The 22,969-nt window shown below is 63.6% G+C and carries 24 protein-coding genes; 15 read left to right on the top strand and 9 right to left on the bottom strand.

Translation table 11 applies throughout. The features are described from left to right. The first annotated feature begins 155 nt into the window (after positions 1-155). Positions 156-356, top strand: a complete 201-nt coding sequence (locus tag AArc1_RS04485) for a hypothetical protein (protein ID WP_117363242.1) — start codon at positions 156-158, stop codon at positions 354-356. A gap of 94 nt (positions 357-450) precedes the next feature. Here the strand turns inward: AArc1_RS04485 and AArc1_RS04480 are convergent, their stop codons facing one another. Then, entirely contained in the window at positions 451-1,782 is a 1,332-nt protein-coding gene (locus AArc1_RS04480) for a DUF92 domain-containing protein (RefSeq protein WP_117363241.1), read from the bottom strand. Between the two features lie 181 nt (positions 1,783-1,963). Between AArc1_RS04480 and AArc1_RS04475 the strand changes: the two genes are divergently transcribed. Continuing rightward, positions 1,964-2,569, top strand: a complete 606-nt coding sequence (locus AArc1_RS04475) for an undecaprenyl diphosphate synthase family protein (protein WP_117363240.1) — start codon at positions 1,964-1,966, stop codon at positions 2,567-2,569. Between the two features lie 24 nt (positions 2,570-2,593). On the opposite strand, the gene uppS is transcribed toward AArc1_RS04475, so the two are convergent. Beyond that, the gene (uppS, locus tag AArc1_RS04470) at positions 2,594-3,553 is read right to left on the bottom strand and encodes a polyprenyl diphosphate synthase (RefSeq protein ID WP_117363239.1); all 960 of its coding nucleotides are present in this window, start codon (positions 3,551-3,553) and stop codon (positions 2,594-2,596) included. Positions 3,554-3,759: 206 nt separating this feature from the next. Here uppS and AArc1_RS04465 point away from each other — a divergent pair, with 206 nt between their 5' ends. The 3 genes from AArc1_RS04465 to hemA all read left to right on the top strand — a co-directional run bounded on the left by AArc1_RS04465 (position 3,760) and on the right by hemA (position 6,585). After that, positions 3,760-4,164 carry a DUF5778 family protein gene (locus AArc1_RS04465; RefSeq protein ID WP_117363238.1) on the top strand — a complete coding sequence of 135 codons (405 nt, stop codon included), beginning with the start codon at positions 3,760-3,762 and terminating at the stop codon, positions 4,162-4,164. Between the two features lie 427 nt (positions 4,165-4,591). Beyond that, positions 4,592-5,248, top strand: coding sequence for a precorrin-2 dehydrogenase/sirohydrochlorin ferrochelatase family protein (locus AArc1_RS04460; protein WP_117363237.1), 657 nt, complete (start codon positions 4,592-4,594; stop codon positions 5,246-5,248). Then, positions 5,245-6,585 (top strand): glutamyl-tRNA reductase, encoded by a 1,341-nt coding sequence (gene hemA, locus AArc1_RS04455; protein ID WP_117363236.1) that lies wholly within the window; start codon positions 5,245-5,247, stop codon positions 6,583-6,585. The genes AArc1_RS04460 and hemA overlap by 4 nt, the downstream gene beginning before the upstream one ends. Positions 6,586-6,622: 37 nt before the next feature. Here the strand turns inward: hemA and AArc1_RS04450 are convergent, their stop codons facing one another. Beyond that, the gene (locus AArc1_RS04450) at positions 6,623-6,982 is read right to left on the bottom strand and encodes a hypothetical protein (protein WP_117363235.1); all 360 of its coding nucleotides are present in this window, start codon (positions 6,980-6,982) and stop codon (positions 6,623-6,625) included. 162 nt (positions 6,983-7,144) lie between these two features. Between AArc1_RS04450 and AArc1_RS04445 the strand changes: the two genes are divergently transcribed. Together AArc1_RS04445 and lwrS are read left to right on the top strand one after the other, a co-directional pair. Then, positions 7,145-7,435, top strand: a complete 291-nt coding sequence (locus tag AArc1_RS04445) for a 4a-hydroxytetrahydrobiopterin dehydratase (protein WP_117363234.1) — start codon at positions 7,145-7,147, stop codon at positions 7,433-7,435. Positions 7,436-7,448: 13 nt separating this feature from the next. After that, entirely contained in the window at positions 7,449-7,850 is a 402-nt protein-coding gene (lwrS, locus tag AArc1_RS04440) for an LWR-salt protein (protein WP_117363233.1), read from the top strand. 28 nt (positions 7,851-7,878) lie between these two features. Here lwrS and AArc1_RS04435 read toward each other — a convergent pair whose 3' ends face one another. After that, positions 7,879-8,328 (bottom strand): CBS domain-containing protein, encoded by a 450-nt coding sequence (locus tag AArc1_RS04435; protein WP_117363232.1) that lies wholly within the window; start codon positions 8,326-8,328, stop codon positions 7,879-7,881. 123 nt (positions 8,329-8,451) lie between these two features. On the opposite strand from AArc1_RS04435, the gene AArc1_RS04430 reads away from it, so the two are divergent. Beyond that, complete coding sequence (locus tag AArc1_RS04430; protein WP_117365776.1) at positions 8,452-10,167, top strand: NAD(+)/NADH kinase; 1,716 nt, start codon at positions 8,452-8,454, stop codon at positions 10,165-10,167. A 191-nt stretch (positions 10,168-10,358) separates the two neighbouring features. Then, positions 10,359-11,045, top strand: a complete 687-nt coding sequence (locus AArc1_RS04425) for an HAD family hydrolase (protein ID WP_117363231.1) — start codon at positions 10,359-10,361, stop codon at positions 11,043-11,045. Here the strand turns inward: AArc1_RS04425 and AArc1_RS04420 are convergent. After that, entirely contained in the window at positions 11,030-12,013 is a 984-nt protein-coding gene (locus AArc1_RS04420; protein ID WP_117363230.1) for a DMT family transporter, read from the bottom strand. The genes AArc1_RS04425 and AArc1_RS04420 overlap by 16 nt on opposite strands. Positions 12,014-12,250: 237 nt before the next feature. Between AArc1_RS04420 and AArc1_RS04415 the strand changes: the two genes are divergently transcribed. Together AArc1_RS04415 and AArc1_RS04410 are read left to right on the top strand one after the other, a co-directional pair. Beyond that, entirely contained in the window at positions 12,251-13,045 is a 795-nt protein-coding gene (locus tag AArc1_RS04415; RefSeq protein WP_117363229.1) for a helix-turn-helix transcriptional regulator, read from the top strand. A gap of 1,070 nt (positions 13,046-14,115) precedes the next feature. Further along, complete coding sequence (locus AArc1_RS04410; RefSeq protein WP_117363228.1) at positions 14,116-14,868, top strand: IclR family transcriptional regulator; 753 nt, start codon at positions 14,116-14,118, stop codon at positions 14,866-14,868. A gap of 33 nt (positions 14,869-14,901) precedes the next feature. Here AArc1_RS04410 and AArc1_RS04405 read toward each other — a convergent pair whose 3' ends face one another. The 3 genes from AArc1_RS04405 to AArc1_RS04395 form a co-directional block, all read right to left on the bottom strand. Further along, positions 14,902-15,882: an LLM class flavin-dependent oxidoreductase gene (locus AArc1_RS04405; RefSeq protein ID WP_117363227.1), complete on the bottom strand. Its 981-nt coding sequence runs from the start codon at positions 15,880-15,882 to the stop codon at positions 14,902-14,904. 126 nt (positions 15,883-16,008) lie between these two features. After that, complete coding sequence (locus AArc1_RS04400; RefSeq protein ID WP_117363226.1) at positions 16,009-16,797, bottom strand: enoyl-CoA hydratase/isomerase family protein; 789 nt, start codon at positions 16,795-16,797, stop codon at positions 16,009-16,011. Between the two features lie 157 nt (positions 16,798-16,954). Then, positions 16,955-18,517: an acyl CoA:acetate/3-ketoacid CoA transferase gene (locus AArc1_RS04395; RefSeq protein WP_117363225.1), complete on the bottom strand. Its 1,563-nt coding sequence runs from the start codon at positions 18,515-18,517 to the stop codon at positions 16,955-16,957. 114 nt (positions 18,518-18,631) lie between these two features. Here AArc1_RS04395 and AArc1_RS04390 point away from each other — a divergent pair, with 114 nt between their 5' ends. Then, positions 18,632-19,756: an acyl-CoA dehydrogenase family protein gene (locus tag AArc1_RS04390; RefSeq protein WP_117363224.1), complete on the top strand. Its 1,125-nt coding sequence runs from the start codon at positions 18,632-18,634 to the stop codon at positions 19,754-19,756. A 157-nt stretch (positions 19,757-19,913) separates the two neighbouring features. On the opposite strand, the gene AArc1_RS04385 is transcribed toward AArc1_RS04390, so the two are convergent. Beyond that, a complete protein-coding gene (locus AArc1_RS04385; RefSeq protein WP_117363223.1) occupies positions 19,914-20,768 on the bottom strand; it encodes a 3-hydroxyacyl-CoA dehydrogenase family protein in 855 nt (284 codons plus the stop codon). Between the two features lie 127 nt (positions 20,769-20,895). Here AArc1_RS04385 and AArc1_RS04380 point away from each other — a divergent pair, with 127 nt between their 5' ends. From AArc1_RS04380 to AArc1_RS04370, 3 genes are read left to right on the top strand one after another with little or no spacing between them, the layout of a single operon-like run. Then, entirely contained in the window at positions 20,896-22,062 is a 1,167-nt protein-coding gene (locus AArc1_RS04380) for a thiolase C-terminal domain-containing protein (RefSeq protein ID WP_117363222.1), read from the top strand. Further along, a complete protein-coding gene (locus tag AArc1_RS04375) occupies positions 22,059-22,445 on the top strand; it encodes a Zn-ribbon domain-containing OB-fold protein (RefSeq protein WP_117363221.1) in 387 nt (128 codons plus the stop codon). The genes AArc1_RS04380 and AArc1_RS04375 overlap by 4 nt, the downstream gene beginning before the upstream one ends. 3 nt (positions 22,446-22,448) lie before the next feature. Further along, positions 22,449-22,865 (top strand): acyl-CoA thioesterase, encoded by a 417-nt coding sequence (locus tag AArc1_RS04370; RefSeq protein WP_117363220.1) that lies wholly within the window; start codon positions 22,449-22,451, stop codon positions 22,863-22,865. Positions 22,866-22,969: the final 104 nt, after the last annotated feature.

Here is a 22,969-nt window from a genome sequence, read left to right as displayed (position 1 = left end):
CCGGCCTGCACGTTTGGGTGGTCCACTACCGACTGCGAACCATCACTATTTATCGCGGAATTGTTGTGCGGACGTGTACATCTGGCGTGAATTACTTGCACACAGTGGCGTCTAACCGACGTGTTGATAACTGATTGTCCTCGAGTACAGTTGTAATGTCTCCCCCACCATCGGTCGCCCTCGTACTGCTCGTTCTGTGGGTGATCGTCATGTTCGGAGCAACGAACGTCGCCGGGTATCATCAGTGGCGGACGGCGGATCCGCTCGAAACCCTCGGCGGTCCGCGAACCGACGACAGTTCCGACGACCGTTCGCGAACGACTCGAGACGCCGTTGCCCCGCCGTCTGACGACTGATCGTTCCGGTGGTCGCGGTGGCGTTGGTCGTGGCGTGACGCTCGGGCCTTATGGGATGCACAGGCGCAGACCCTCGCGCTTTAGCAACTTGCGTTCAGCCCAGAATAGCGGACGACAAGACGAGTAGCGCACAGACGAGCGCGCCCGAAAGGGTCGCGAGGAAGTTCACGCCCTGATTTCCGAGCAGCGATCCCTCGAGCGTCGCCCCGAGTATGCTATCGACGATCATCCCGACGAAACCCGCGGCAACGATGATCGTCGCGCCGAGCGCGTCCACCTCGGGAAAGAGCGCATAGGAGATGGCGGCGACGATAGCGCCACCGACCAGCCCGGCAAGTCCGCCCTGCCAGGTGACGCCGCCGTCGGTGCCGGGTTCGACCGGTTCGAGCGTCGTGATGAGACGCGGCGTCTCGAAGATACTCCCGATCTCGCTCGAGAGGGTGTCGCTCATCGCGGTCGAGACGGAGCCGGCGAACGCGAACAAAAACAGTGCGGGGTCGGGATCTCCGGGGAGGAGCGTCGCCGAACTCGCGGCATAGCCCAGAACGGCCGCGAGCGCGACGGCGGCGTTGCCGAGGACGTTCCCGCTGCCCCGAGCGCCGTCGTTGTCCTCGGCGACGCCGAGTTCTTCTTTGCGGTCGTACCGGAACTTCGTCGAGAGACCACCGATGGCGAAGAAGGCGATGAGGACGACGAACCAGCCGTAGCCACCCAGGACGATCGTCACCAGTCCGAGCAAGACGCCGGTCAGCATTCCGGCGACAGACGCCGTTCCAAGCGCGTAGGAGGCGTATCCGAGCGCGACGGTCACGGCGAGTGCGAGTGCGATCTCCGTCGCCCCGATCGCGGGCTCGAGTTCCGCGAGCAGCCACAACAGAAGGCCAACCGAAAGCATGACGATCGGATCGTCATACAGCAACAACACGTCCCGGAGGAGCGCGGCGAGCAGCGCGCCGCTGGCGGCGAGAAAGAGCACGGAGGGAAGCGCCGCGCCGACGACTCCGTTTGCGAGCCAGAGCGTCACGACCTGTCCGGCGACGGCGGCAGCCGTCGCTGCCAGACAGAACCCCGTCACGACGAGGACGTCGTCGTCGGTCACCGATCGGACGAGCTGTTCGGCGAGGTTGCCGTAGCCGACCAGCAATACGGTCCCAACGAAGATCGCGATCGACAGCGAGCCGGCGACCGCGACGAGCCCGAGGGCGACCCCGGCGAGCACGAACGTGATTAGCCCGTAGAGTCGTCGGTCCTCGTAATCGCCAGGATACGCGAGCAGCTCGAACAGCGGCCCGTCGGTGACGGCGAACGCACCCACGAGCGCCACCGTCGCTACCGTGGCTCCGACCACCGGGCCGAACAGCGGAACGGCGAGCGAGAGCGTACAGAGGGCCGCAAAAACGGCGGCTCGCCGAACAGGTTGTGTCACGATACGGGTCTCTTTCTGTGGCGATCACTTGAAGGTTCCCGAACCACGTCCGGCGTCGGTTTCACCGGCCTCAGCGTGTCTTCTCCCGTCGTCACGCGCACACGCTGCATCGAGTGTACACACGCTGCATCGAGTGCACACACCCGTAACCTGTATAGGACACGATGAAGTATCCGCCTCCGTGGGATTGTACGAACGGTACCTCGCGCGTCGCATCCGTCGCCACGAGGCCGAGCCGCCCGATCACGTCGCCCTCGTCATCACCGAACGCGACCTCCTAGAGCGCGGCGCCTACGAGACGCTCACCGATTTCTTCGAGTGGGCCGTCGAGTACGCCTCCAGAGTCACCGTCTACGTGAGCGTTCTCGACGCCGGGGCCGTACCCCCGCTCCGACGGGAACTCGAGTCGATCGACGCACCACGAGCGGTCGCTGTTCGCGGCCCCGACGATCGGACGCGAGCGGATGCCCCTATCCGGATCGGGATCGGGCTCGGCGGCAAACACGAGTTCACGAGCGCCGTCCGGACCCTCGCCGAGTGCGTCGACGACGGCACGCTCGAGGCCGAGGAAATCGACGCCGAGCGCGTCGAAGACCACCTCGTCTTTCCGGCCGAACCCGACCTCGTCATCAAGACGGGTGCCGAACGACTCTCCGATTTCATGATCTGGCAGTCCGTCTACTCCGAACTCTACTTTACGGACGTCAACTGGCGGGATTTTCGCAAACGGGACTTCCTGCGAGCCGTCCGGGAGTACTGTAATCGTTCGCGGCGGTTCGGTCGGTAGCTGATTACGTCCCCGACGCTGGGTTCAATCCGCCGCCTGACCGCCAGCGTCGACGCCGTCGGTGTCGCCCGGCCGCTCGCGCTTCTCGAGGTCGTCGAGCGCGGAGCGTTCGCCAGTGGGCAGCGAGTCGCGAAATCGATCGACCACCGAACGGGCTTCGGGTAAGTCTGCGTCTCCGAGCGCACCGAGCAACGCCATAGCGCGACGAGCACGGGTGCGTCGCCAGGACTCCTCGCGGTGTTCGTACGTCCGAATGCCTCGCAGGAAGTCGGCTTTGGAGAACTCGGGCCAGTACGGCGTACAGAAAAAGACCGCGGCCTCGTTGCCGTTTGCGTGCCAGGGCAGGAAGTTCGAGGTCCGTTCGTCACCGCCCGTCCGGATGATCAGGTCCACGTCACGGACCGGTTGATCGTACAGTTGCCGTTCGATCGTCTTGACGTCGATCTCCTCGACCTCGAGATCGCCGTCTTCGACCGCCGCAGTGACGTCACGAGCCGCCTCGAGCAGTCGCGAGCGGCCGCCGTATGCGAGTGCGATGTTGAGGACGAACTGCTCGTGGTCTCGAGTGCGCGCTTCGGCGTAGGAAACGGCCTCCTGGACGCGATCGGGGAGCCGTTCGATCTCGCCGATCGCGCGGATGCCGACGCCGTTTTCCTGGACGCGGTCTGCGTCGGCGAACTCCCGGAGTTTCTCACAGAGGAGGTCGAACAGCGCTTCGTTCTCCTCGTCAGGTCGGTCGAAGTTCTCCGTCGAAAACGCATACAGCGTGAGCTCTTCGACGCCGATTTCCTGGCACCACTCGAGGACGCGCTCGGTCGTTTCGGCCCCTGCACGGTGGCCGTCTGGAGCGTTACCGCCCGTTCGACGAGCGTACCGACGGTTGCCGTCTTGGATCACCGCGACGTGGGTCGGCGCACCGGAGACCTCTCTCGAGAGAACGTCCTCGTAAACTGCGTCGACGCGCCGTCGAAACCACCGCTTCATCGGTCGATGGGACGACACCGACGACTATGTGTCTTGTGTGTGACTCTCCGTCAGTGAAACGCATCACAACGACGATGCACCTGGACACGTCGGTCGGCCAGTCCGTCGAGTCACACCCCGAGAGCAAAGGTGTGCCCGCCATACGACGGCTCGAGCGTTCGGTGGAATCGTGACGGCTATGAGTCCGGCCCGTCTCGGTTCGCACAATGGCTAACGTGATCGACGAGGACCTCTATCAGCGAACCAAGGCGTTGCTCGAACCCGGCGAGATCGAACTCAACGGCGCAATCGTCCACACCGAGTACGACGGCCAAGAAGACGTCAAGATGATGCAGGCGACGATCGATATCGGCGATATCGTCGCCGAACACGCCGGGTTCGACCCCAAAGACTGCTACGTCCACTCGGGCAACGACGACCCGCAGTTCTCCTCGAATCAGCATCAGGGACTCACCCTCGAAGACGAAGAGTTCGTCTGGGAGTGCCAGCAACTGCTTCGCGAGGGGGCGTTTCACATCGTTATCTACTACGAAGCAAGCGCCGACCACGAGGCGATCCTCGAGGACGTCCGCGACCTCGGCTTCGAGGTAACCGGCGTCGAAGGCAACTGACCATCTCCGTCTGTCGATGTAGGAACACCTGCACCGATGTGCACACTGATCGTCGATCCGGCTGGCGGGCAGGTGCGCACCGACGTGCAGTCGCTACTATCGGTGCTGCGAGCCGACGGTTGCTAGCCACTGCTTTTCGTGCGTTCCGGACTGACTGTGGCCCCTCTCACTCCCAGCGGCTCGGAACGTGCGGTCCGTTTATATGCTGGGCATGCTGACCTCCGGGTATGCGCACGGACGTCGCCTCTCGGAACCGAGTTCGGGTGCTCGTGGCTGACGCTTGGCGACGTCCTGCACTCGCGCGAAGCGGTGGGCTTGCAGTTCGACTGCCCGGCGGTCGCGTCTCTCACCCCGAGTCGACTGCCAGTTCGGCCGCCGAGCCGACGTCTCGACCGACTCGACGCACAGTTCGGACCCACATCCTTCCATGATTCCACTGGTGCACGATTTTACCGATGAAACGGTACTCGTCTTCGGCGGCGGTCCCGTCGGCGCTCGGAAAGCCCGACGGTTCGACCGGGAGGCCGAGGTGCTCGTCGTTAGTCCTGACTTTGTCGACCGATCGTTCGGTTCCGCGTCGCTCGTCCGGGCAGCACCCGGTCCCGACGCCGTGGCTGACTGGCTCGAGCGCACCGAGCCCGCACTGGTCGTCGCTGCGACGGACGACGAATCGACCAACGAGACTGTCGCTGACGCCGCTCGAGCGCGTGGCGTCCTCGTCAACCGCGCGGATCAAGCCGGCGGGCGGGACGCGGGGAGCGTCGTCGTTCCGGCGACAGTCCGGGAAGGCCCCGTCGTCGTGTCCGTCTCGACTGGCGGGCAGGCACCGGCGCTGAGCAAACATCTCCGGCAGGAACTCGAGACGACGCTCGCTGGAGCCGACGAGATGGCTGCCGTCTGTGCCGACCTCCGGGCGACGCTCAAGTCCCGTGACGTCCCGCCGTCGCGTCGGCGAAAACTCGTCGACGACGTCGCCAGTTCATCGGAGATTTGGACAGCTTTACGTAGCGGTGCTACTAACAGGCGACAAGTGATCGAGGACGTGCTGGGGGACGATCCGTCTACCGGGGGTGGTGCGGCGTGAGATCGTCGGGTGTCGTGACCGCTGCGCGCGTGACACACGACTCGGGGAGTGTCGACGATCTCGCGGCGGCGAGCCCGGACAGCCAAGCCGCCGGTGTCGAAAAACTGCTTTCGGTCTCCGGAATCGAAGAAGCGTACGTCCTCTCGACGTGCAACCGCGTCGAGTGTTACGTCGTTGCACCGGACAGCTCCGTCGGCCGAGTCGCACTCGAGGCCTTTTTCCACTCGACCGACGACGACGCCCTCGTCGTCACTGACCACGACGAGAGCCTGCGTCACCTCTTGCGGGTCGCTTCGGGTCTCGAGTCGGTCGTGCTGGGCGAAGACCAGATCATCGGCCAGGTCCGGACGGCCTACGAGGACGCCCGCAGCGTCGGCGGCATCGGCGACATGCTCGAGGCCGCCGTAACGAAGGCGATTCACGTCGGTGAGCGTGCCCGAACTGAGACGGAGATCAACGAGGGTGTCGTCTCGCTCGGCTCTGCGGCGACCCGACTCGCGAGAGCCGAAGTCGAGGTCGAGGGGGCAACCGCACTCGTCGTCGGCGCCGGCGAAATGGGTCGACTCGCAGCCCGCAGTCTCGCCGACGCTGACGTCGACGAATTGCTCGTCGCGAATCGCACCGTCTCCCACGCAGAACACCTCGTGACGGACCTCGAGGTCGACGCCGACACCGTCCCGCTCGAGGCACTCTCGATGGTCACGAGCCGTGCGGAAGTCATCGTCGCTGCGACTGGCAGCGAGGAACCGGTTCTTGGCCCGTCTCACTTCGCGGCCGACGGTGGGTCGGACCAGTCGACCGCGGACGACACAGAACAGGTCGTCGTCGATCTCGGTCAGCCACGTGACGTCTCACCGGAAGCCGACTCGCTGTCGTCGGTCGTCGTCTACGACTTAGACGACCTCGAGACGATCACCGAAGAGACTCGCGAACAGCGCGCCGACGCCGCCCGCGAAGTCGAGCAGATGATCGACTTCGAGTTCGAGCTACTCTGTGATCAGTACAAACGGGCTCGGGCCGACGAGGTGATCGCCGCGATGTACGGCTCTGCTGAGCGAATCAAACAGCGGGAACTGCAAACGGCACTCTCCCGGCTCGAGGGAGATGGATTTTCCGACGACCAACGCGACGTCGTCGAGTCGATGGCCGACGCGCTGGTCAACCAGCTGCTTGCGCCACCGACCAAGAGTCTCCGTGAGGCGGCTGCAGAAGACGATTGGAGCACGATCAACACCGCGTTACAGCTGTTCGATCCGGATCTTGACGAGCCGTTTTACCCGTCGGCCGACGAGGGGACACAGTCCAATCTGCAGCTGCAACTACCCGACGACGATTGAGTTCAGACTGGACGGTCGATCCTGCGGCCGAGACGTCTCACATCGTCACGAGAGTTATCGGTGCGACTCGAAAGACCAGCAGTATCACGTTATTGATCACGAACACGACGTAGAGTGCGACGACCGCCGCGACGAATAGCCGGTCGAGCGGCTCTGAGAGGTAGTGACCGATCGTAACGACGATGCCGGCGTAGCCGACGGCGGCGAGCGCGACGCCCGGCAGTCCGAACAGGTCGTAGAGCAGGACCGTGACGGGATTGAGTTCGTTCGCGTACGGGACGAGGAAAAAGAGCGTCGCGGCGACGAGGTCGATCGCCCACAGCGCGAAAAAAGCGGATCGCAACGAAACTGATCCTGGGGGGTCCAGTTCGAACCGAGAGGGTCGTGTCGTGGTCATCGTCCCATCTGAGGGTTTGTGAGCGGTCAACGGTTACCCTGCGTGAGAAAGTCGTGCGATTCTCTCGCGTGCGGTCCCTCCCAGCCAGTCGAGCCCAACGGCGTCGACGAGCGGTTCCGCCACGGCACAACCATTATTTGAACCGCCACCGTTCGACCGGCCATGAGCGAGTTACTCTCAGACGACGATATCGACGCGCGCCTTCCAGCCGCGTGGTCCCGCGAGGACGATGAGATCGTTCGGGTCTACGAGTTCGACGAGTACCTTCACGGCGTCAACTTCGCCCAGATGGTCGGTGAAATCGCCGAGTCGCAGTTTCATCACCCGGAACTGATCATCCGGTACAAGGAAGTCGAGATTCGACTCACCTCCCACGAGGAAGGCGGCATCACCGACGCCGACCTCGAGATGGCCGAACTGCTCGAGTCCGAGCGTGACGGACGCGAGGGCTGATCGACGACTCGCGATGGAGGGACACTATGCCTTTCGTGCCCGGATCCGACTCGAGCCGGAACACGAAGCGGTCTCGATCGAGCCCTCGAGCGCCGAGACGACGGTTACGCTCTTTCGAGAGGCACCCGAGCCGGGCACCGAGGGGTGGCTGTTCTTCCGTGACACCCTCTGGCGCGGTGAGGCCGCAGACGACGCATACGTCCGCAAGCTCATCGCGGAGTGGCTCGGTGTGCCAGTCGAATCCGCCTCCTTTCGCGAGCTACGGGCTGACGAGGCGTACGTCGACGCGCTGAAAGCCGCGGTCGCCGGCGACCTCGAGGCATTCAACGCCGACACCGTTGACGAAGCCTTCTCGAAGTATCTCGGCTCGAGCGTTCACGTCCGTTCGGCCGACGATCCAGAGGACGGGACGTAGACGACCTACCGACGGTTCGAGCGCCCGATCAGTCGTCGTCGAACGTGGTCACCGGTCGCTCGTAGGCGGGTGCCGTCGTCCGGATCGCGTTCGCAACGTGCTGGAGTTCCATGCCGAGGAGCACGACCACGTCGCTGAGCGAGACGATGCCAACGAGGTCGCCGTTGTCGACGACAGGGACGCGGCGCAACCCCTTTTCCGAGAGCAGTGCCACCAGTTCGTAGACGCCGGCGTCCGCGTCGACGGTGACCAACTGGTCGGGGACGACCTCCATGATGGGCGTCTCCTCGACGTCGACGCGCTCGTCTAAGACCACCATCGCGAGGTCGCGGTCGGTGACGAGCCCGACCGGATCGCCGTCGTCGACGACCACGACGCTCCCGACGGTTTCGCGTTGCATCGTTCGCACGACGTCCGCGATGGACGTCTCTACGGACTCCGTGACGACGACTTCGCGTGCGATGTCGAGGACTGTCATACGCTGACCGACAGCCCGCTGGCATACAGTCGTTTCGCTGCCGGGTCCGGCTCGCGACTCGAGTCGATTGGGGGGCTCGACTGAGAAGGAGCTATGTGTCCGGCGACCCGCTGTACGGCTACGATGCACGGGCGACGACTGGCGACGACCGACGAGATCATCGCGATTGCGAGCCCGGACAGCGACGAACCGCTGGAACGACTGCGGACGTGGGCTGAGAGTCGCGGCATCAGCTTTTCAGCTGTCGGCGTCGGTGACGACGTCGGCGACGTCTACACGGAGAGCCGGGCGACTCTCGGCGTAACGATCGGTGGCGACGGCACGTTCCTCGAGGGAATCAAGACGTTCGCTCCCCGGGGCATTCCGCTGCTCGGTGTGAACGCAGGTACGCTCTCGTTTCTGGCCCGCGTGGAGATCGAACACCTCGAGGATGCCCTAGACGAGGTCCTCCGGGGACGGGCAACCGTCGACAGTCGCCAGCAGATCCGTATCGAGGCGACGGGGCTACGAGCGACCGGGATCAACGACGTGATGATCCAGCACGTCCCGCCGGAGAACCCGATCGATCGGAAGGTAACCCAACTCGAGGTGTTTGCCGACGGTGAGTACGTCGGTGAGTTCGAAGGGACCGGGCTCGCGGTGTCGACGCCGACCGGTTCGACCGGCATCTCGTTATCGGCGGAGGGGCCGGTTCACTACCCGGTGAACAATCACACGCTCCAGATCGTCCCGCTGCACACCCACCGGATGGGAATCCGGCCGCTGGTCGTCGCGCCGACGACGGAACTCCAGATCGTGACCCGTGGCACCGCGAGCATCCTCGTCGACGGTGGTCGGACCCACACTGTCCTGAGCGAGCGAAGTGTGATCGAGCTGACCGGGGCCGACCAGCGCGCACACGTGGTCCGAACGAGCTACGACGATCCGTTCTTTACGGCGATCACCGACAAACTCGGCTGGGGGGCCCGCGAGGTCGACGATCCCGGCCCGACCGAACTACTCGACGGACCACAGCCCGTGACCGAACGCGAACCGAACGTCGTCGAGCGAGCGCGCGACATCGCCATCGAGGCGGCCAGAAGCGCCGGCGAACCGCTTCGAGAGCTCCACGGCCAGATCGAGTCCGTCGAGTACAAAACCGATAAATCGGACATCGTCACCGAAGCCGACCACCAGGCCGATCACATCATCAAGACCGTTGTCCAGAACGAGTTCGAAGACCACAACATCGTCTCGGAGGAAAGCGAGTACGTCGAGGGCGACAGCGAGTACACGTGGGTGATCGATCCGCTCGACGGAACCGGAAACTTCGCCCACGGTAACCCGAACTACTCGGTTTCGATCGCGCTGCTTGACGACGACGTGCCCGTCGTGGGTGTCGTCCACGTCCCCGAAACCGACGAAATGTTCCACGCCATCGCCGGCGAGGCGGCCTACGAGGGTGAGGCTCGAATCGAGACTACCGACCGCGACGCGCTGGACGAGAGCATGCTCCTCTCTGGGTACGATCCGGACGGCTCGTTTCTGGCCCACTACTACGAGGCCGCTCGCGGCGTCCGTCGACTCGGCTCCGCCGCGTTGAACCTCTGTTATCTCGCGAGCGGGAGCGCCGACGCCGTCTGGGAGTACGACACTCACCCCTGGGACGTCGCCGCTGGCGTCGTCATCGCCCGCACCGCCGGCGCGACGGTGACCGACGAGACCGGCGACCCCTACACCGTCGAGTTCGACGCGGAGGGCCGAAAAGGGCTGCTCGGCTCGAACGGTCCGCTCCATCCCGCGTTGCTCGAGCATCTAGAGCAGGAGGACGCTGGACTGGCTGACGTGACTGATGATTGATACTGTCGGGCAGAACGAGTGTGAAAATTCACCGTCCCTGTTCGGCGAACGCTCTTCACTGACTTCTGTCTGATAGTATGAAACGGGCTGCTGGACGTCGGTACCGGGCGCACACCGGATCGTTCGTGAGTTGTCGACCACGAACTCCAGCAACAAACATATACTCCAGAAACTCATAGAAACCCGTCCCGATGAATTCCGTGGCCGACCCCCGAGCCGAATACGACTTCTGGTTGCTCGATCTGGACGGAACGCTCGTCGACGTCGAGTGGTCGTACACTCGAGAGGTGTTCGACCGGGTCGGCGACCGCCTCGGCCGCGAGTTCAGCGACCGCGAGGCGGACATCATCTGGAGCGGCCTGACTGGCTCGCGAGATCACCAGCTACTCGAGTGGGGAATCGATCCGACGACGTTCTGGGAGGCGTTCCACGAAGAAGAGGACCCACTGGTCCGGGCCGAACAGACCTACCTCCACGAGGACGCCGCGTTCGTCGCTGATCTCGACGTGCCGGTCGGGCTCGTGACGCACTGTCAGGAATTCCTCTGTGAACCGGTCCTCGACAACGTCGGTATCCGTGACTGGTTCGACTCGCGGCTGTGTTGTACCCACGAGACGGGCTGGAAACCCGACCCTGATCCCGTCCAACAGGTCATGGCCGATCTCGGCGTTGGCTACAACGGCCACCAGGGTGTGCTCGCCGGCGACGGTGCGAACGACGTGGGCGCAGCCTGGAACGCCGGTATCGATGCTATCCACGTCGAACGCGTCGGCCACGACCGACGCGGCCGCTGCGTCCTCGGTGACTACCGTGTTCGCTCGTTCGACGATCTGACTGCCTCAAAGCCTCTTTTCGCGTCCGGTCAATCCGACCGGTAGCCCCGCGGTTCCTCGGTGCTGGCTGGCGACTCGTTCGGTCCCGAGGAACTCGCACCGACCGTCGGCAGTCTCGAGGCGAGGTCGACTGACTCGCTGCCGATGATGGCGAACCCGGCGAAGATCGTCAGGAAGCCAACGATGGCGGCCGTCGTAATCGACTCGCCGAGCAACGCGGCCCCGCCGATCGTCGAGACGACCGGGACGACATAGAACACCAGATTCGCCCGGATCGCGCCGGTCGAATCCAGCAGGGCAAAGTACGCGACGTACGCCAGAACGCCTGCGATGAGGCTGACGTACGCGAGTGCGAGGATCGCCTCCGTCGTCCAGGAGATAGCCGCGGTCGACTCACCTGCCGCAAACGAGAGGCCGTGGGACAGCGCGGCGGCCAGCGGCAGCCCCCAGGCGATACGTACCGTACTCGAGAGCGTAGGATTCGATCGCCGGATGAGCACGGCACCGAAGGCGGCGCTGACGGCTCCGCCGAAGAGAATCGCCCGCCCGAGGGCGTCCCCGCCGACCATCGCCGAAGGATCGGGGCTAACCACGAGTCCAACGCCGACGAGTGCGAGGACCATCCCGACGACGCCGCGGGCCGAGAGGCGCTCGGAAGTGAGGAAAACGGCGGCGAAGACGGGGGTCAGAATCGGGACGAGGCTAAAGACGATTGCCCCCACCGCGCTGGTCGCGTACTGCTGGCCGACGAACAGGAGTGCGTTCGCTAATCCGATCACGAGGACGCCCGTCGCGACGATTCCCACGACATCACCGCGGCTCGAGGGAAGCAACTCGTCGCGCGTGGAGGTGAGCGCGACGTAGCCGACGAGGACGAGCGCTGCCACGTCGAACCGTAGCGCGACGAACAGCAGTGGCGGGAAGTACTCGAGACCCGCCTTGGCGGCGACGAACGTTCCCCCGAAGAAGAGACTCGAGAGTGCGAACAGCGAGAGCGTTCGTCGGTCGATCACACACTCACCTCACGAACGTCCACCGTGCGGACGGAGCGACAGGAGGTCAAAAGGTATATTTCCGAAATGGTCATACAATCACGTATCCTCCGTTCGCATATAGTTTCGTCCAGAAATCGTTTCGACAGAAGAAAGCGGGTCGATGGGGAGAAATGACGACAGCACGAGCCGTGTTTTCGCGGCGTGAAATAATTTCATGGTGCGAAAGCTTTTGTGTCGACGGCCCAACGGTGATCTATGGAATCGGCACTCGAAGAAATCGAGTTCCTCGCCCTCTCGTCGAACCGCGTCGAAGTGCTCGAGTTACTCGCTGCGGAGCGGTACACTCGCGCGGAACTCGCCCGAGAAACTGGCGCTTCCCAGGCGACGTTGGGTCGCATTCTCGGCGATTTCGGGGACCGGTCGTGGATCGTTCGAGAGGGGAGCGAGTATACGGCGACGGCGACGGGCAAACTCGTTGCTGCGGGGTTTACCGACCTGTTAGAGATCGTCGATGCCGAACGAAAACTCCGAAACATCGTCTCGTACCTCCCTGTAGACGCACTGACGTTCGACGTCCGGCGACTCGCCCACGCGACGATCACCACTCCGAGTCGAACGCGACCGAACGCTCCGCTGCAACGACTGCTCGAGTTGCTCGGGGACGCCGACTCGGTTCGAACCGTCTCCCACGCGTTTAACGAACAGACGCTCACGGTGGTCGAAGAGCGGACGGCAGCGAACGACCAGTCGTTTACCGGCGTCTTCTCCCGCCCTGCCATCGACGCGCTCGCGGACGAACCGGACCTTCGGCGTCGGCTCGAGACACTCCTCGAGGCCGAGGAGGCGACGGTCGGCGTGGTTGCGGAGGTCCCACTCGCCGTCATGACCGTCGACGACGTCGTCTACTTGCTCTTGCGCGACGAACAGGGCATCCTCCGGGCATCGGTCGATACGGCTGATCCCGACGTCCGGGCCTGGGCCGATACGGTCATCGACGACTACCTGGCCGATGCGACACTGCTCGAGGTAGACGCGATCGACTCCGATTGAGTGTTCGATCTGGTCGTCGACGACACCGCCATACACACCTGTGACGTATATCAGTGAGTCTACCGGTAGCAGCCAAACTGTTTATTTGAGTGTTATAGCATGTATCTAATAATAGTAGATATAGTGTGTACACTATTGGTAAAGTAAAACAATATTGGCGATGCTGATCTCTAGTGGGTGTGTTCCACAGCACTCAAATCCGGCTGCCTGAAAGTGGGGTCCTGACACTATAAGGTCGAAACATTGTCAGGCGAGGATTCCGTGGTCAATTCAGTAATCTCTAAACAATCCGGTGTATTGGCTGACTCTCGGGCGGTATATAGCCTATTATGTCTGCTTGTGGCCCGTGTTCTGACTTTTCAGCCGTCTGTAGATATCTCCTCGATAGTATTGTTAATATTGTGCATGGTAGAAAATACAAAAATAGGTACAAGTTTTCAAAGACATACATTATTCGACATTCGGGCAGGTGCGTTGGGACGGGTTCTCTACGCGGAACTCCCACGCAGGAGTGAATTACGTCTGTACCTCTGTAAATGCAAACTCACAGTTGCGTCTTCCTATCGCAGTAGTTTTCGGAAAACGGCCCGGCCGTTCCGGATCGGGTACGATTCATCTGAAACGGCGATTTGCGTGGCTACGAGCAGTATACGGTCGCAACCCTAACCAACATTATAAATATGTGCGGATAGACTGTTCCGACCATGTCGGATGCAACTGTGGTACCGATCCGAATTTTTCACATACGATGACAGGTTTATCGAACGGACGATCTTCCGTGAGCACTCGAGCAAATCCGACTCGACGGATCGGCAGTGGGGGCGTTTCGTCCGGCTCAGCTACTTGTCCGTCCGGTAGCCTTCGATTAGGGGCCTCGAGGCTGCTGTTTTACAGTGTCGGTGAGATACCGGCCGAGATTGCGGTGGTCACCCGAGTGTACCATCGGTTCCGAGTGGCACCGAAATCGCCGACTGAATTAAACACCAGTTGGACAAGTTCCAGTGAGATTGCCGGAAAATATTCCGGAATAGTCGAAAGTTTATTGGGGCGTTCGTCTAAACTCTCCACTCATGACGGAGACGCCAAACCGGTCGATCGAACGGGCATTCATCATCATCGACGAGCTTACCGAAAGCGGTGGTGCTGGCGTGTCCGAGATGGCAGAGCGGGTGGATCTGCCCGTTAGTACCGTCCACGACTACCTACAGGCGCTCGTGATGACGGGCTACGTGAAAAAAGAAGACACGTCGTACCAGATTACCACGCGATTTCTGGAGGTCGGCAATCGGCACCGACACCGACTGGAGATCTTTAAAGCGGCGAACGACGAACTCGAGACCGTTGCCACGGAGAGCGGCGAACACGCGACGCTGTTCGTTGCGGAGAACGACGAGGCGGTGATCCTCGCCGTCCAGGAGGGTCCCGACGCGATCAACCTGTTCGCGTACCCGGGTGCGCGAATGCCGTTGCACGCCACGGCACCCGGGAAAGCCATGCTCGCACAGATGTCCAGTGAGCAAGTCGAGTCGATCATCGACCGACGCGGGCTCGCCGCCGTCACCTCGAAGACGGTGACCGATCCGGATCGCCTCTTCGAGCAGCTCGAGACGGTCGAGCAACAGGGGTACTCGATCGACGAGGGAGAACGCATCGCCGGAATGGTCTGTATTGCGGCACCGGTCATGGACAAGAGCGATCGGGTTCGCGGCGCGATCTGTGTCTGTGGCCCACAGAGCCGGCTCGACGACGAGCGTCAACAGGAGATCGCCGATCTCGTCAAGCGCGCCGCAAACGTCACCCAGGTGAACTTAGACTACGTCTGATACACACCGCGGTATCTGTTACTGACCGGCAGCTCAGTCGCCCTCCGGGGCGAGTGCCTCGATCGTCCCGACAGCCAGATCGTCGGCCGCCTGCTCCGGGATCGTGATGAGCGGACGATCGATCGCCGTCTCTGCGACCAGGTTCTCGAGTCGGTCGCGAGCAACCGCCGGCGTGCCGGCGACGCCGAGTTCCTCGACCATCTCGTCGGTCACGAGGTCGGTCGCCTCGGCACGCTCGCCAGCCTGCCATGCGTCGGCGACCTCATCCGCTCGGTCCGGGAATACGGTGCCAACGGCGCGCCGGTAGCCCTCGCCGCTGCCAACGTAGTAGGCGACGTGGCCGCGGATGGCGTCGTAGGCCTCGGCTTCGTCCTCGCTGACGGCTGCTGGGACGTACGGCGCGATGGTGATCCCGTCCGGATCACGGCCGGCCTCTCGAGCCGCCGTGGCGACGACCTCGAACGCCTCATCGAGTTCCGAGAAGGGGACGTTGTGGGGGATCCAGCCGTCACAGAGCCGGCCGACGACGCGGCGGTTCGCCGGGCCGAGTGCGGCGTGATAGAGCGGTACGTCTCGGCCCAGCGGCGGTACGCCGTCGACGCTCAGGAGTTCGCCGTCGTAATCGACTCGTTCGTCGCCGGTCAGGATGTTCGAGACGATCTCGAGCGTCTCGTGGGACCGACGGACTGGCTGGTCGAAAGGCATGCCGTGGACGTTCTCGATGGCCGTTGGCGTACTCGTTCCGACGCCGAGGACGGCACGGCCGTCGGAAACCTGATCGATCGTCGCAGCCGTCATCGCGAGGACGGCTGGCGTCCGCGAGAAGACGTTCACGATCGCCGTCCCGACGGTGACGTCTTCCGTTTGTGTGGCGATCTCGGTGAGCTTGACGACCGAACTCGTCCCCCAGAGCTCGCCCAGCCAGACCGAATCGTAGCCCAGTCCCTCGGCGTCGACAGCGAGGTCGGTCGGATCGTGCGAACCGGTTCGTGGGACGACTAATCCAAGATGCATAGCTATCGCTTCGGTATTCTTGCTGATAAATCATCCTGCTCGAGCGCCCAGCCGACGATCCCGTCATCGCCCGGCGGGTTGGACGGGAGCTGTGGTTCGTGGCTCGAGGGGACGGGACAGTCGATCCTATCGGCCGACGAATTCGGGGTCGTCGTCACCGAAGAACGCGGCGAGTCCGCGTTCGTAGTCTTCGGTGTGTGCGCCACCGGCGATAGCGTCCACTTCCGCTGCGAGCTGGGACTCGAGTCCGCGATCGTAACTCTCTGTCAGGAGTCGACTCGCAGTGCCGAGTGCGTGTGTTGGGCCGGCAGCCAGGTCACTCGCGAGGTCATGGAGCCGGTCGTCGAACGCCTCGGTCGGCACCGACTCGCTGGCCAGACCGATTTCGACCGCTTCGTCGGGGCCGATGGGCTCGTCCCGAAGGACGATGTCTTTCGCGGTCCGCAGGCCGACCAGCCGCGGGAGGAAGAACGTCGCGCCGCCGTCGCCGGTCAGTCCGACGCCGGGGTAGGCGAACTTCAGTGTCGCGTCCTCGCCGAGGACGAGCAGATCCGGCATCAGCGCAAGACTGAACCCGATCCCGGCGGCGATCCCGTTGACGCCGCCCACGACCGGCGTCTCCGTCTGGTGGAACTGCACGATCGCTTCGTGAGCCCGGCCAGCAAGCTGTCGAAGCACGGGAGCGTCACTCGCGTCTCCGGACAGTTCAGCGAGGTCGGCTCCGGCACCGAAGAAGTTCCCCTCGTGCGTGAGGACGATACATCGCGTATCGGGGTCTTCGCCCAGGGTCGTCGCGACGTCGACCAGTTCGTTCGCGAAGTCCATGTGCAACGCGTTTCGGCCGGCGGTGCTGTCGAACGTCACCGTCGCAACTGCGTCGTCGTATTCGACGGTCAGGTTCTCGTACTCGTCCATACCAATCGTCGATTCGCAGCGGGGTCGGTTAATGCTATCGTCGGCCATCCGCCTCGAGCCGTCGTCAGTTTGCTGTGCTTGCTGCGACGCGGACGTGTGAAAAGTATCGGGAAAACGATATCGGCAGATCGAACCGAACGACGTATTCCGAGTCGATTCAGTTGACTGCGTGGGTGAGATCGAACGGGTCGGCGTCGAACAGACGGGCGTCCATCTCGGCGACATCGTCGGCGACGGCCGGCACACATTCGAGCTTCTCGAGCACGTCGGCCTCGAGGTCGACGCCGGGGGCGATCTCGGTCAGCGTCAGCCCTTCCTCGCGCAGTTCGAAGACTGCACGTTCGGTGACGTACGTGACCGGCTGGTCGATCCGACGGGCGTACTCGCCGCTGAAGGTGATCTGCTCGACCGACTCACGGAACTTCGGCATGTCGCCGTCGCGGTCGATCGACAGCTCGCCGTCGCCCGCCGAGATATCGAAGTCGCCGGTCGTGAGCGTCCCACAGAAGACGACCTGCTCGGCGTTCTGGGTAATGTTGATGAAGCCGCCGCAGCCTGGCAGTTGCGAGCCGAAGCGACTGACGTTGACGTTGCCCTCGGCGTCGATCTGGGCCATCCCGAGGAAGCCGAAGTCGAGGCCGCCGCCGTCGTAGAAGTCGAACTGCTGGGTCGACGAGACCAGCGCTTCGTGTCCGGTCGCCGTCCCGAAGCTAATTCCGCCGGAGGCGGAGCCCCCCACTGGCCCGGACTCGACGGTCTGGGTAATCTCGTCGCTGATGCCACCTTCGGCTGCGACCTCGGGGATGCGCTCGGGGACGCCGACGCCCAGGTTGATCACCGAGTCCGGCGACAGTTCCATCGCCGCTCGGCGAGCGATTATCTTCCGGACGTCCAGTTCGGCGGCCTCGCTCGAGCCGTCGTCGGCTGGCGGTCTGATCTCACCCGAGTACGCGGGGCTGTACGGTTCGGCGTACGTCTGCGGGTGGTGGGAGGCTGGCGCTTCGACGACCGCGTCGACGAGCACGCCGGGGATCACGACCTCTCTGGGGTCGAGCGTTCCCGTCTCGGTGACGCGTTCGACCTGGACGATGACGGTCCCGCCGGAGTTGTGGGCGGCCTGGGCCATCGCCAGGACGTTCGACTCGAGTGCCTCACGCTCCATCGTAACGTTGCCGTTCTCGTCGGCCGTCGTGCCACGGAGGATCGCGACATCGATCGGAACCGAGTGATAGAACAGGTACTCCTCTCCGTCGAGCGTCACGAGTTCGACGATGTCCTCGTCAGTCACGTCGTTTGCTTTCGCCCCCTCCTGGCGCGGATCGGCGAAGGTGCCCAGCCCGACGTGCGTGATCGTCCCCGGTTTGCCCGCGGCCGTATCGCGCAACAGGTGATCCATCACGCCGAACGGGAGGTTATACGCCTCGATCTCGCCCTCGACGATCCACTCCATCAGGTCCGGCGTGAACCCCCAGTGGCTGGCGATCGTCCGCTCGAGCATCCCGTCCTGAACGAGATGTGAGAGCCCACGACCCTGTCGGTCGCCTTCGGCAGCAGGGTGATACAGCGTCAGATCGCCCGGCGAGCCACGCTCGGCGTACCGTTCGCCGAGCCCCTCGAGGAGGTGTTCGGGAATTCCGACGGCGACGAAGCCGCCGATACCGACGGTGTCACCGTCGCCGATACGATCGAGAGCCGCGTCTCTAGACTGGACGGCTGTCATACATGCTCATCTCTCGGTAACGACCATATGTAGCTATCGTTCGTGAGCGAATCTGGACGCTACCGAACGTGATCGAATCGCACGATTTAGTAGCCCACCGACGAATGCGTTCGTATGGAGCTTACGAGCGAACAGGAACTCATCCGTGACACCTTACGGCAGTTCGTCGAGAACGAAGTGGCCGAGGACGTCCGCGAAGCCGACGAGGCACAGTCGTTCCCAGAAGACGTCTGGGACGGATTGGCCGACCTCGAGTTCACCGGGATGACCGTTCCCGAGGAGTACGGCGGCCTCGACGTCGACGAAGTCACCTACAGCATCGTCAACGAGGAGCTCGCGGTCGGCCATCTCGCCGTCGCCACCGCGCTATCGGTCCACTGTCTCGCCACCTCGTGTATCCGCCAGTTCGGCACCGAAGAACACAAAGAAGCGTGGCTCCCCGAGATGGCGACGGGGCGGCCAGTCGGCGCGTTCGCGCTCTCGGAACCCCACGCCGGCTCGAACCCCGCCGAGATGTCCACGGAGGCCCGACTCGAGGGCGACGAGTACGTCATCAACGGCAAGAAGCAATGGATCACCAACGGCGAACGCGCCGGTGTCGTGATCCTCTTCGCAAAGACCGACCGTGACGACCCGAACACCGTCACCCAGTTCCTCGTCCCCACAGACGCAGACGGACTCGAGGTCGGCAAGAAAGAGGACAAACTGGGCCTTCGGGCGAGCGACACGACGACGCTCATCTTCGAGGACGTCCGCATCCCGGCCGAAAACCGTCTGACCGAGGTCGGCGACGGGCTCAAAGCCGCCTTCTCGATCCTGACCGGTGGCCGGGTCGCTATCGCGAGCCAGGCCGTCGGCGTCGCTCAGGCGGCTCTAGATGCCGCCGTCTCCTACGCCAACGAACGCGAACAGTTCGGCCAGCCGATCGTCGAACACCAGGCGATCGGACAGAAACTCGCGGACATGCAGACCGACGTCCAGGCGGCCCGCCTGCTCACTCGCGATGCTGCACGCAAGAACGAAGACGGCGTCGACCCCATGTCCGCGGCGATGGCGAAATACTTCGCCAGCGAAACCGCCGTCGACGTGGCCAGCGAGGCCGTCCAGGTCCACGGCGGCTACGGCTACACCAAGGACTTCGACGTCGAACGCTACTACCGAGACGCGAAGATCACCACGATCTACGAAGGGACATCGGAGATCCAGAAGAAGATCATCGCCCGCCATCTCAAAGCGTAACGACTCGAGTCGGCCTCGAGTCCGTCTCGATCGTTGATTCGAGCAGTCGGCCGTTCCTGTCGCGCTCACTGTCGTCTTTGTGCGGTCGGACGCAGTAGTTCGAGGGTCCCGCCAACGAGCCGAAACCGAGGGCCGACCAGGTCCGATTGCAGACCGGCTAGTCGTACTCGTAGAATCCGTTGCCGGTCTTTTTCCCGAGTTCGTCGGCTTCGACTTTTCGCTTGAGAAGGTACGCCGGCTTATACCGGTCGCCGAGTTCTTCGAACAGCGTCTCGGAGGCGTGCAGACAGACGTCGAGGCCGATGTGATCGGCGAGCGTCAGCGGCCCCATCGGGACGTTCGTGCCGAGTTCCATCCCCGCGTCGATGTCCTCCCTGGAGGCGACGCCCTCGTCGTAGGCGCGGATCCCCTCGTTGATCCAGGGCATCAGGATGCGGTTCGTGACGAAGCCGGGCTTGTCGTCTGCCTCCCAGGTCGTCTTCCCCATATCTTCGGCGAACTCGTGGGCCAGCGAGACGACCTCGGCGTCCGTCTTCTCGCCGACGACGATTTCGACGCCCTCCATGATCGGAACGGGATTCATGTAGTGGAGGCCGACCACCTGCTCGGGTCGGTCGGTCGCGGCCGCAATCGAGGTGATCGAGAGCGTGCTGGTGTTCGTCGCCAGGACCGCCTCGTCGCCGGTAATCTCGTCGAGGTCCGCGAACACGTCCTTCTTGATCTCGAGGTTCTCGACGGCTGCCTCGACGACGATATCGCAGTCGGCGAGCGTCTCGAGGTCGGTCGTTCCCTCGATTCGGTCCCGGATCGAATCCGGGTCGTCCGGGAGTGCCCCTTTCTCGCCGAGTCGGCCGAGACTGTCCTCGATCGTCTCGAGGCCGCGCTCGACGAACTCTGCTTCGATGTCACGGACGACCACGTCGTAACCGTGGGTCGCAGCGACTTGTGCGATACCACTTCCCATGGTGCCAGCGCCGACGACGCCGACACGGTCTATCGTCTCGAGGTTCATCACCTGTGGCTGGCGCAACCAACGTATTAAGCGTGCCGACTCGGTAAAACGCTGCCCGATCGTGCTGACGGACGACTCGCTTCGTTACACCTATAATCGAGCCTGCCCAATCGTCGCGTGGTAAACAATGACGAAGGCAATTCTCGCGGGCTCTGGGATGACGCCGTTCGGAAATCTCGGAGAGCGAACGGGTCGAGAGCTGTTCGCTTCGGCTGGACTCGATGCACTCGAGGACGCCGGACTCGAACCGGATGACGTCGACGAGGTGTTCTACGGCAACTTCGTCGGGACGCTCGCAGAAAATCAGGGTCACCAGGGACCGATCGCCGCGGAGGCGCTCGGGACGACAGCCCCGTCGCGACGCGTCGAGAGCGCTTGTGCCTCGGCCGGAGTTGCGGTTCGCGACGCCGTCCGAGCAGTCAGAAGCGGCGAGTCGGACGTCGTCGTTGCCGGCGGCATGGAGCGGATGAATAATATGGGTACGGCCGGTGCGACCGACGGGTTGGCACGTGCGGCCGACGACCTCTACGAGATCCGCGCCGGGATCACGTTCCCGGCGGCTTACGCGCTGATGGCGCGGGCCTACTTCGAGGCGTTCGGCGGCGACCGCGAAGACCTCGCCCACATCGCCGTGAAGAACCACGAACACGCACTGGTCAACGACCACGCTCACCTTCAGCGCGAGATTACGGTCGAGGACGCGCTTGGCGCTCCCGAGGTAGCGGCTCCGCTCGGTCTCTACGACGCCTGTCCGATCAGCGACGGTGCGGCCGCGCTCGTATTGACCTCGCCGGAGTACGCCGCAGAGCACGGTCTCGAGGCGTCGGTCGCCGTTACGGGCTCCGGCCACGGGGGCGACACGATGGCGCTGCAAGACCGTGCGTCCCTCGCGAAGACCCCGGCGACGCGCGATGCCGCCGAGCAGGCCTACGAAGAAGCGAGAATCGGCCCCGACGACGTCGACGTCGTCGAGGTCCACGACTGCTTTACGATCGCCGAAGTGCTCGCCCTCGAGGGTCTCGGCCTCTTCAGCTACGGCGAGGGGATCGGTGCAGCACGCCGCGGCGAGACGACTCGAGACGGCTCGGTTCCGGTCAACCTCTCGGGCGGCCTGAAAGCGAAGGGCCACCCCGTCGGCGCGACCGGCGCGGCCCAGGTCCTCGCCATCGCGAACCTGCTCGAGGGATCACATCCCCGGGCCGACGACGTGCCGGACGCGACCGTCGGCGTCGCCCACAACGCGGGTGGCACCGTCGCCAGTGCGACCGTCCACGTCCTGGAGGTGATCGAATGAGCGACACCGTCCGCAACGGCGAGTACGACGACTTCCTCGACGCACTCGAGGAGGACGAGGGCTACTACGACGAGTGTTCGAACGGCCACGGGTTGCTCCCGCCGCGGCAGGTCTGTCCACACTGTGGCGACCGCGAGTTGACCGAACGGCCGTTGCCGGAGACCGGCGAGATCGTCACCCACACGACCGTCGCCGTCCCCACACCGCAGTTCGACGACGACGCTCCCTACGTCACCGCGATCGTCTCGTTCGGTGCGGTTCGCCTGACCGGAATCGTCGCGGACATCGACCCGGACGAGGTCGAGATCGGTCAGTCGGTGTCCGTCGGCATCGAGTCGAACGCGACGACGGGCGAGCGAACGATCACGTTCCGCGTCGCCTGATCGATGCCACACGAGACCGAGATCACCGTCGACTGGGGTGAGACGGACGCCGGCGGGCTCATTTACTATCCACGATTCTTCCATTTCGTGATCGTGGGCCTGAACGACTACTTCCGGCCGGCCGCCGACGGCGAACACCCGATGGAAGCCTACCGGAAGGCGGGCTATCTCCTCCCCGCGGTCGACGCGTCGGCGTCGTTTTACTCGCCGCTTCGTGCCGGCGACGCCGCAACGCTCGAGACGTCCGTCGTCGACGTCGGCACGTCGTCACTCTCGGTCTCGTTCGAGATCACGCGACTCTCGAACGACGAACGCGTCGCCGACGGCGAGGTGTCGTTCGTCTTCGTTGACGACGCATTCGAGTCGACGCCGCTTCCGGACGCGATTCGCGACTGCGTTCGTGAACGAGGCGACGACTGACGGCCATTGGCTCTCTTCGAGCGGCTCACTCATTTTCCCGACGCATCACCCGACAGTTTGGATCTAAACGAGTCGAGCCGAGACACCCTGTCCCGTGGAGAAAG

The organism is Natrarchaeobaculum sulfurireducens (assembly GCF_003430825.1).
Taxonomy (GTDB): Archaea; Halobacteriota; Halobacteria; order Halobacteriales; family Natrialbaceae; genus Natrarchaeobaculum; species Natrarchaeobaculum sulfurireducens.
This window is presented reverse-complemented; position numbering and strand designations above follow the sequence as displayed.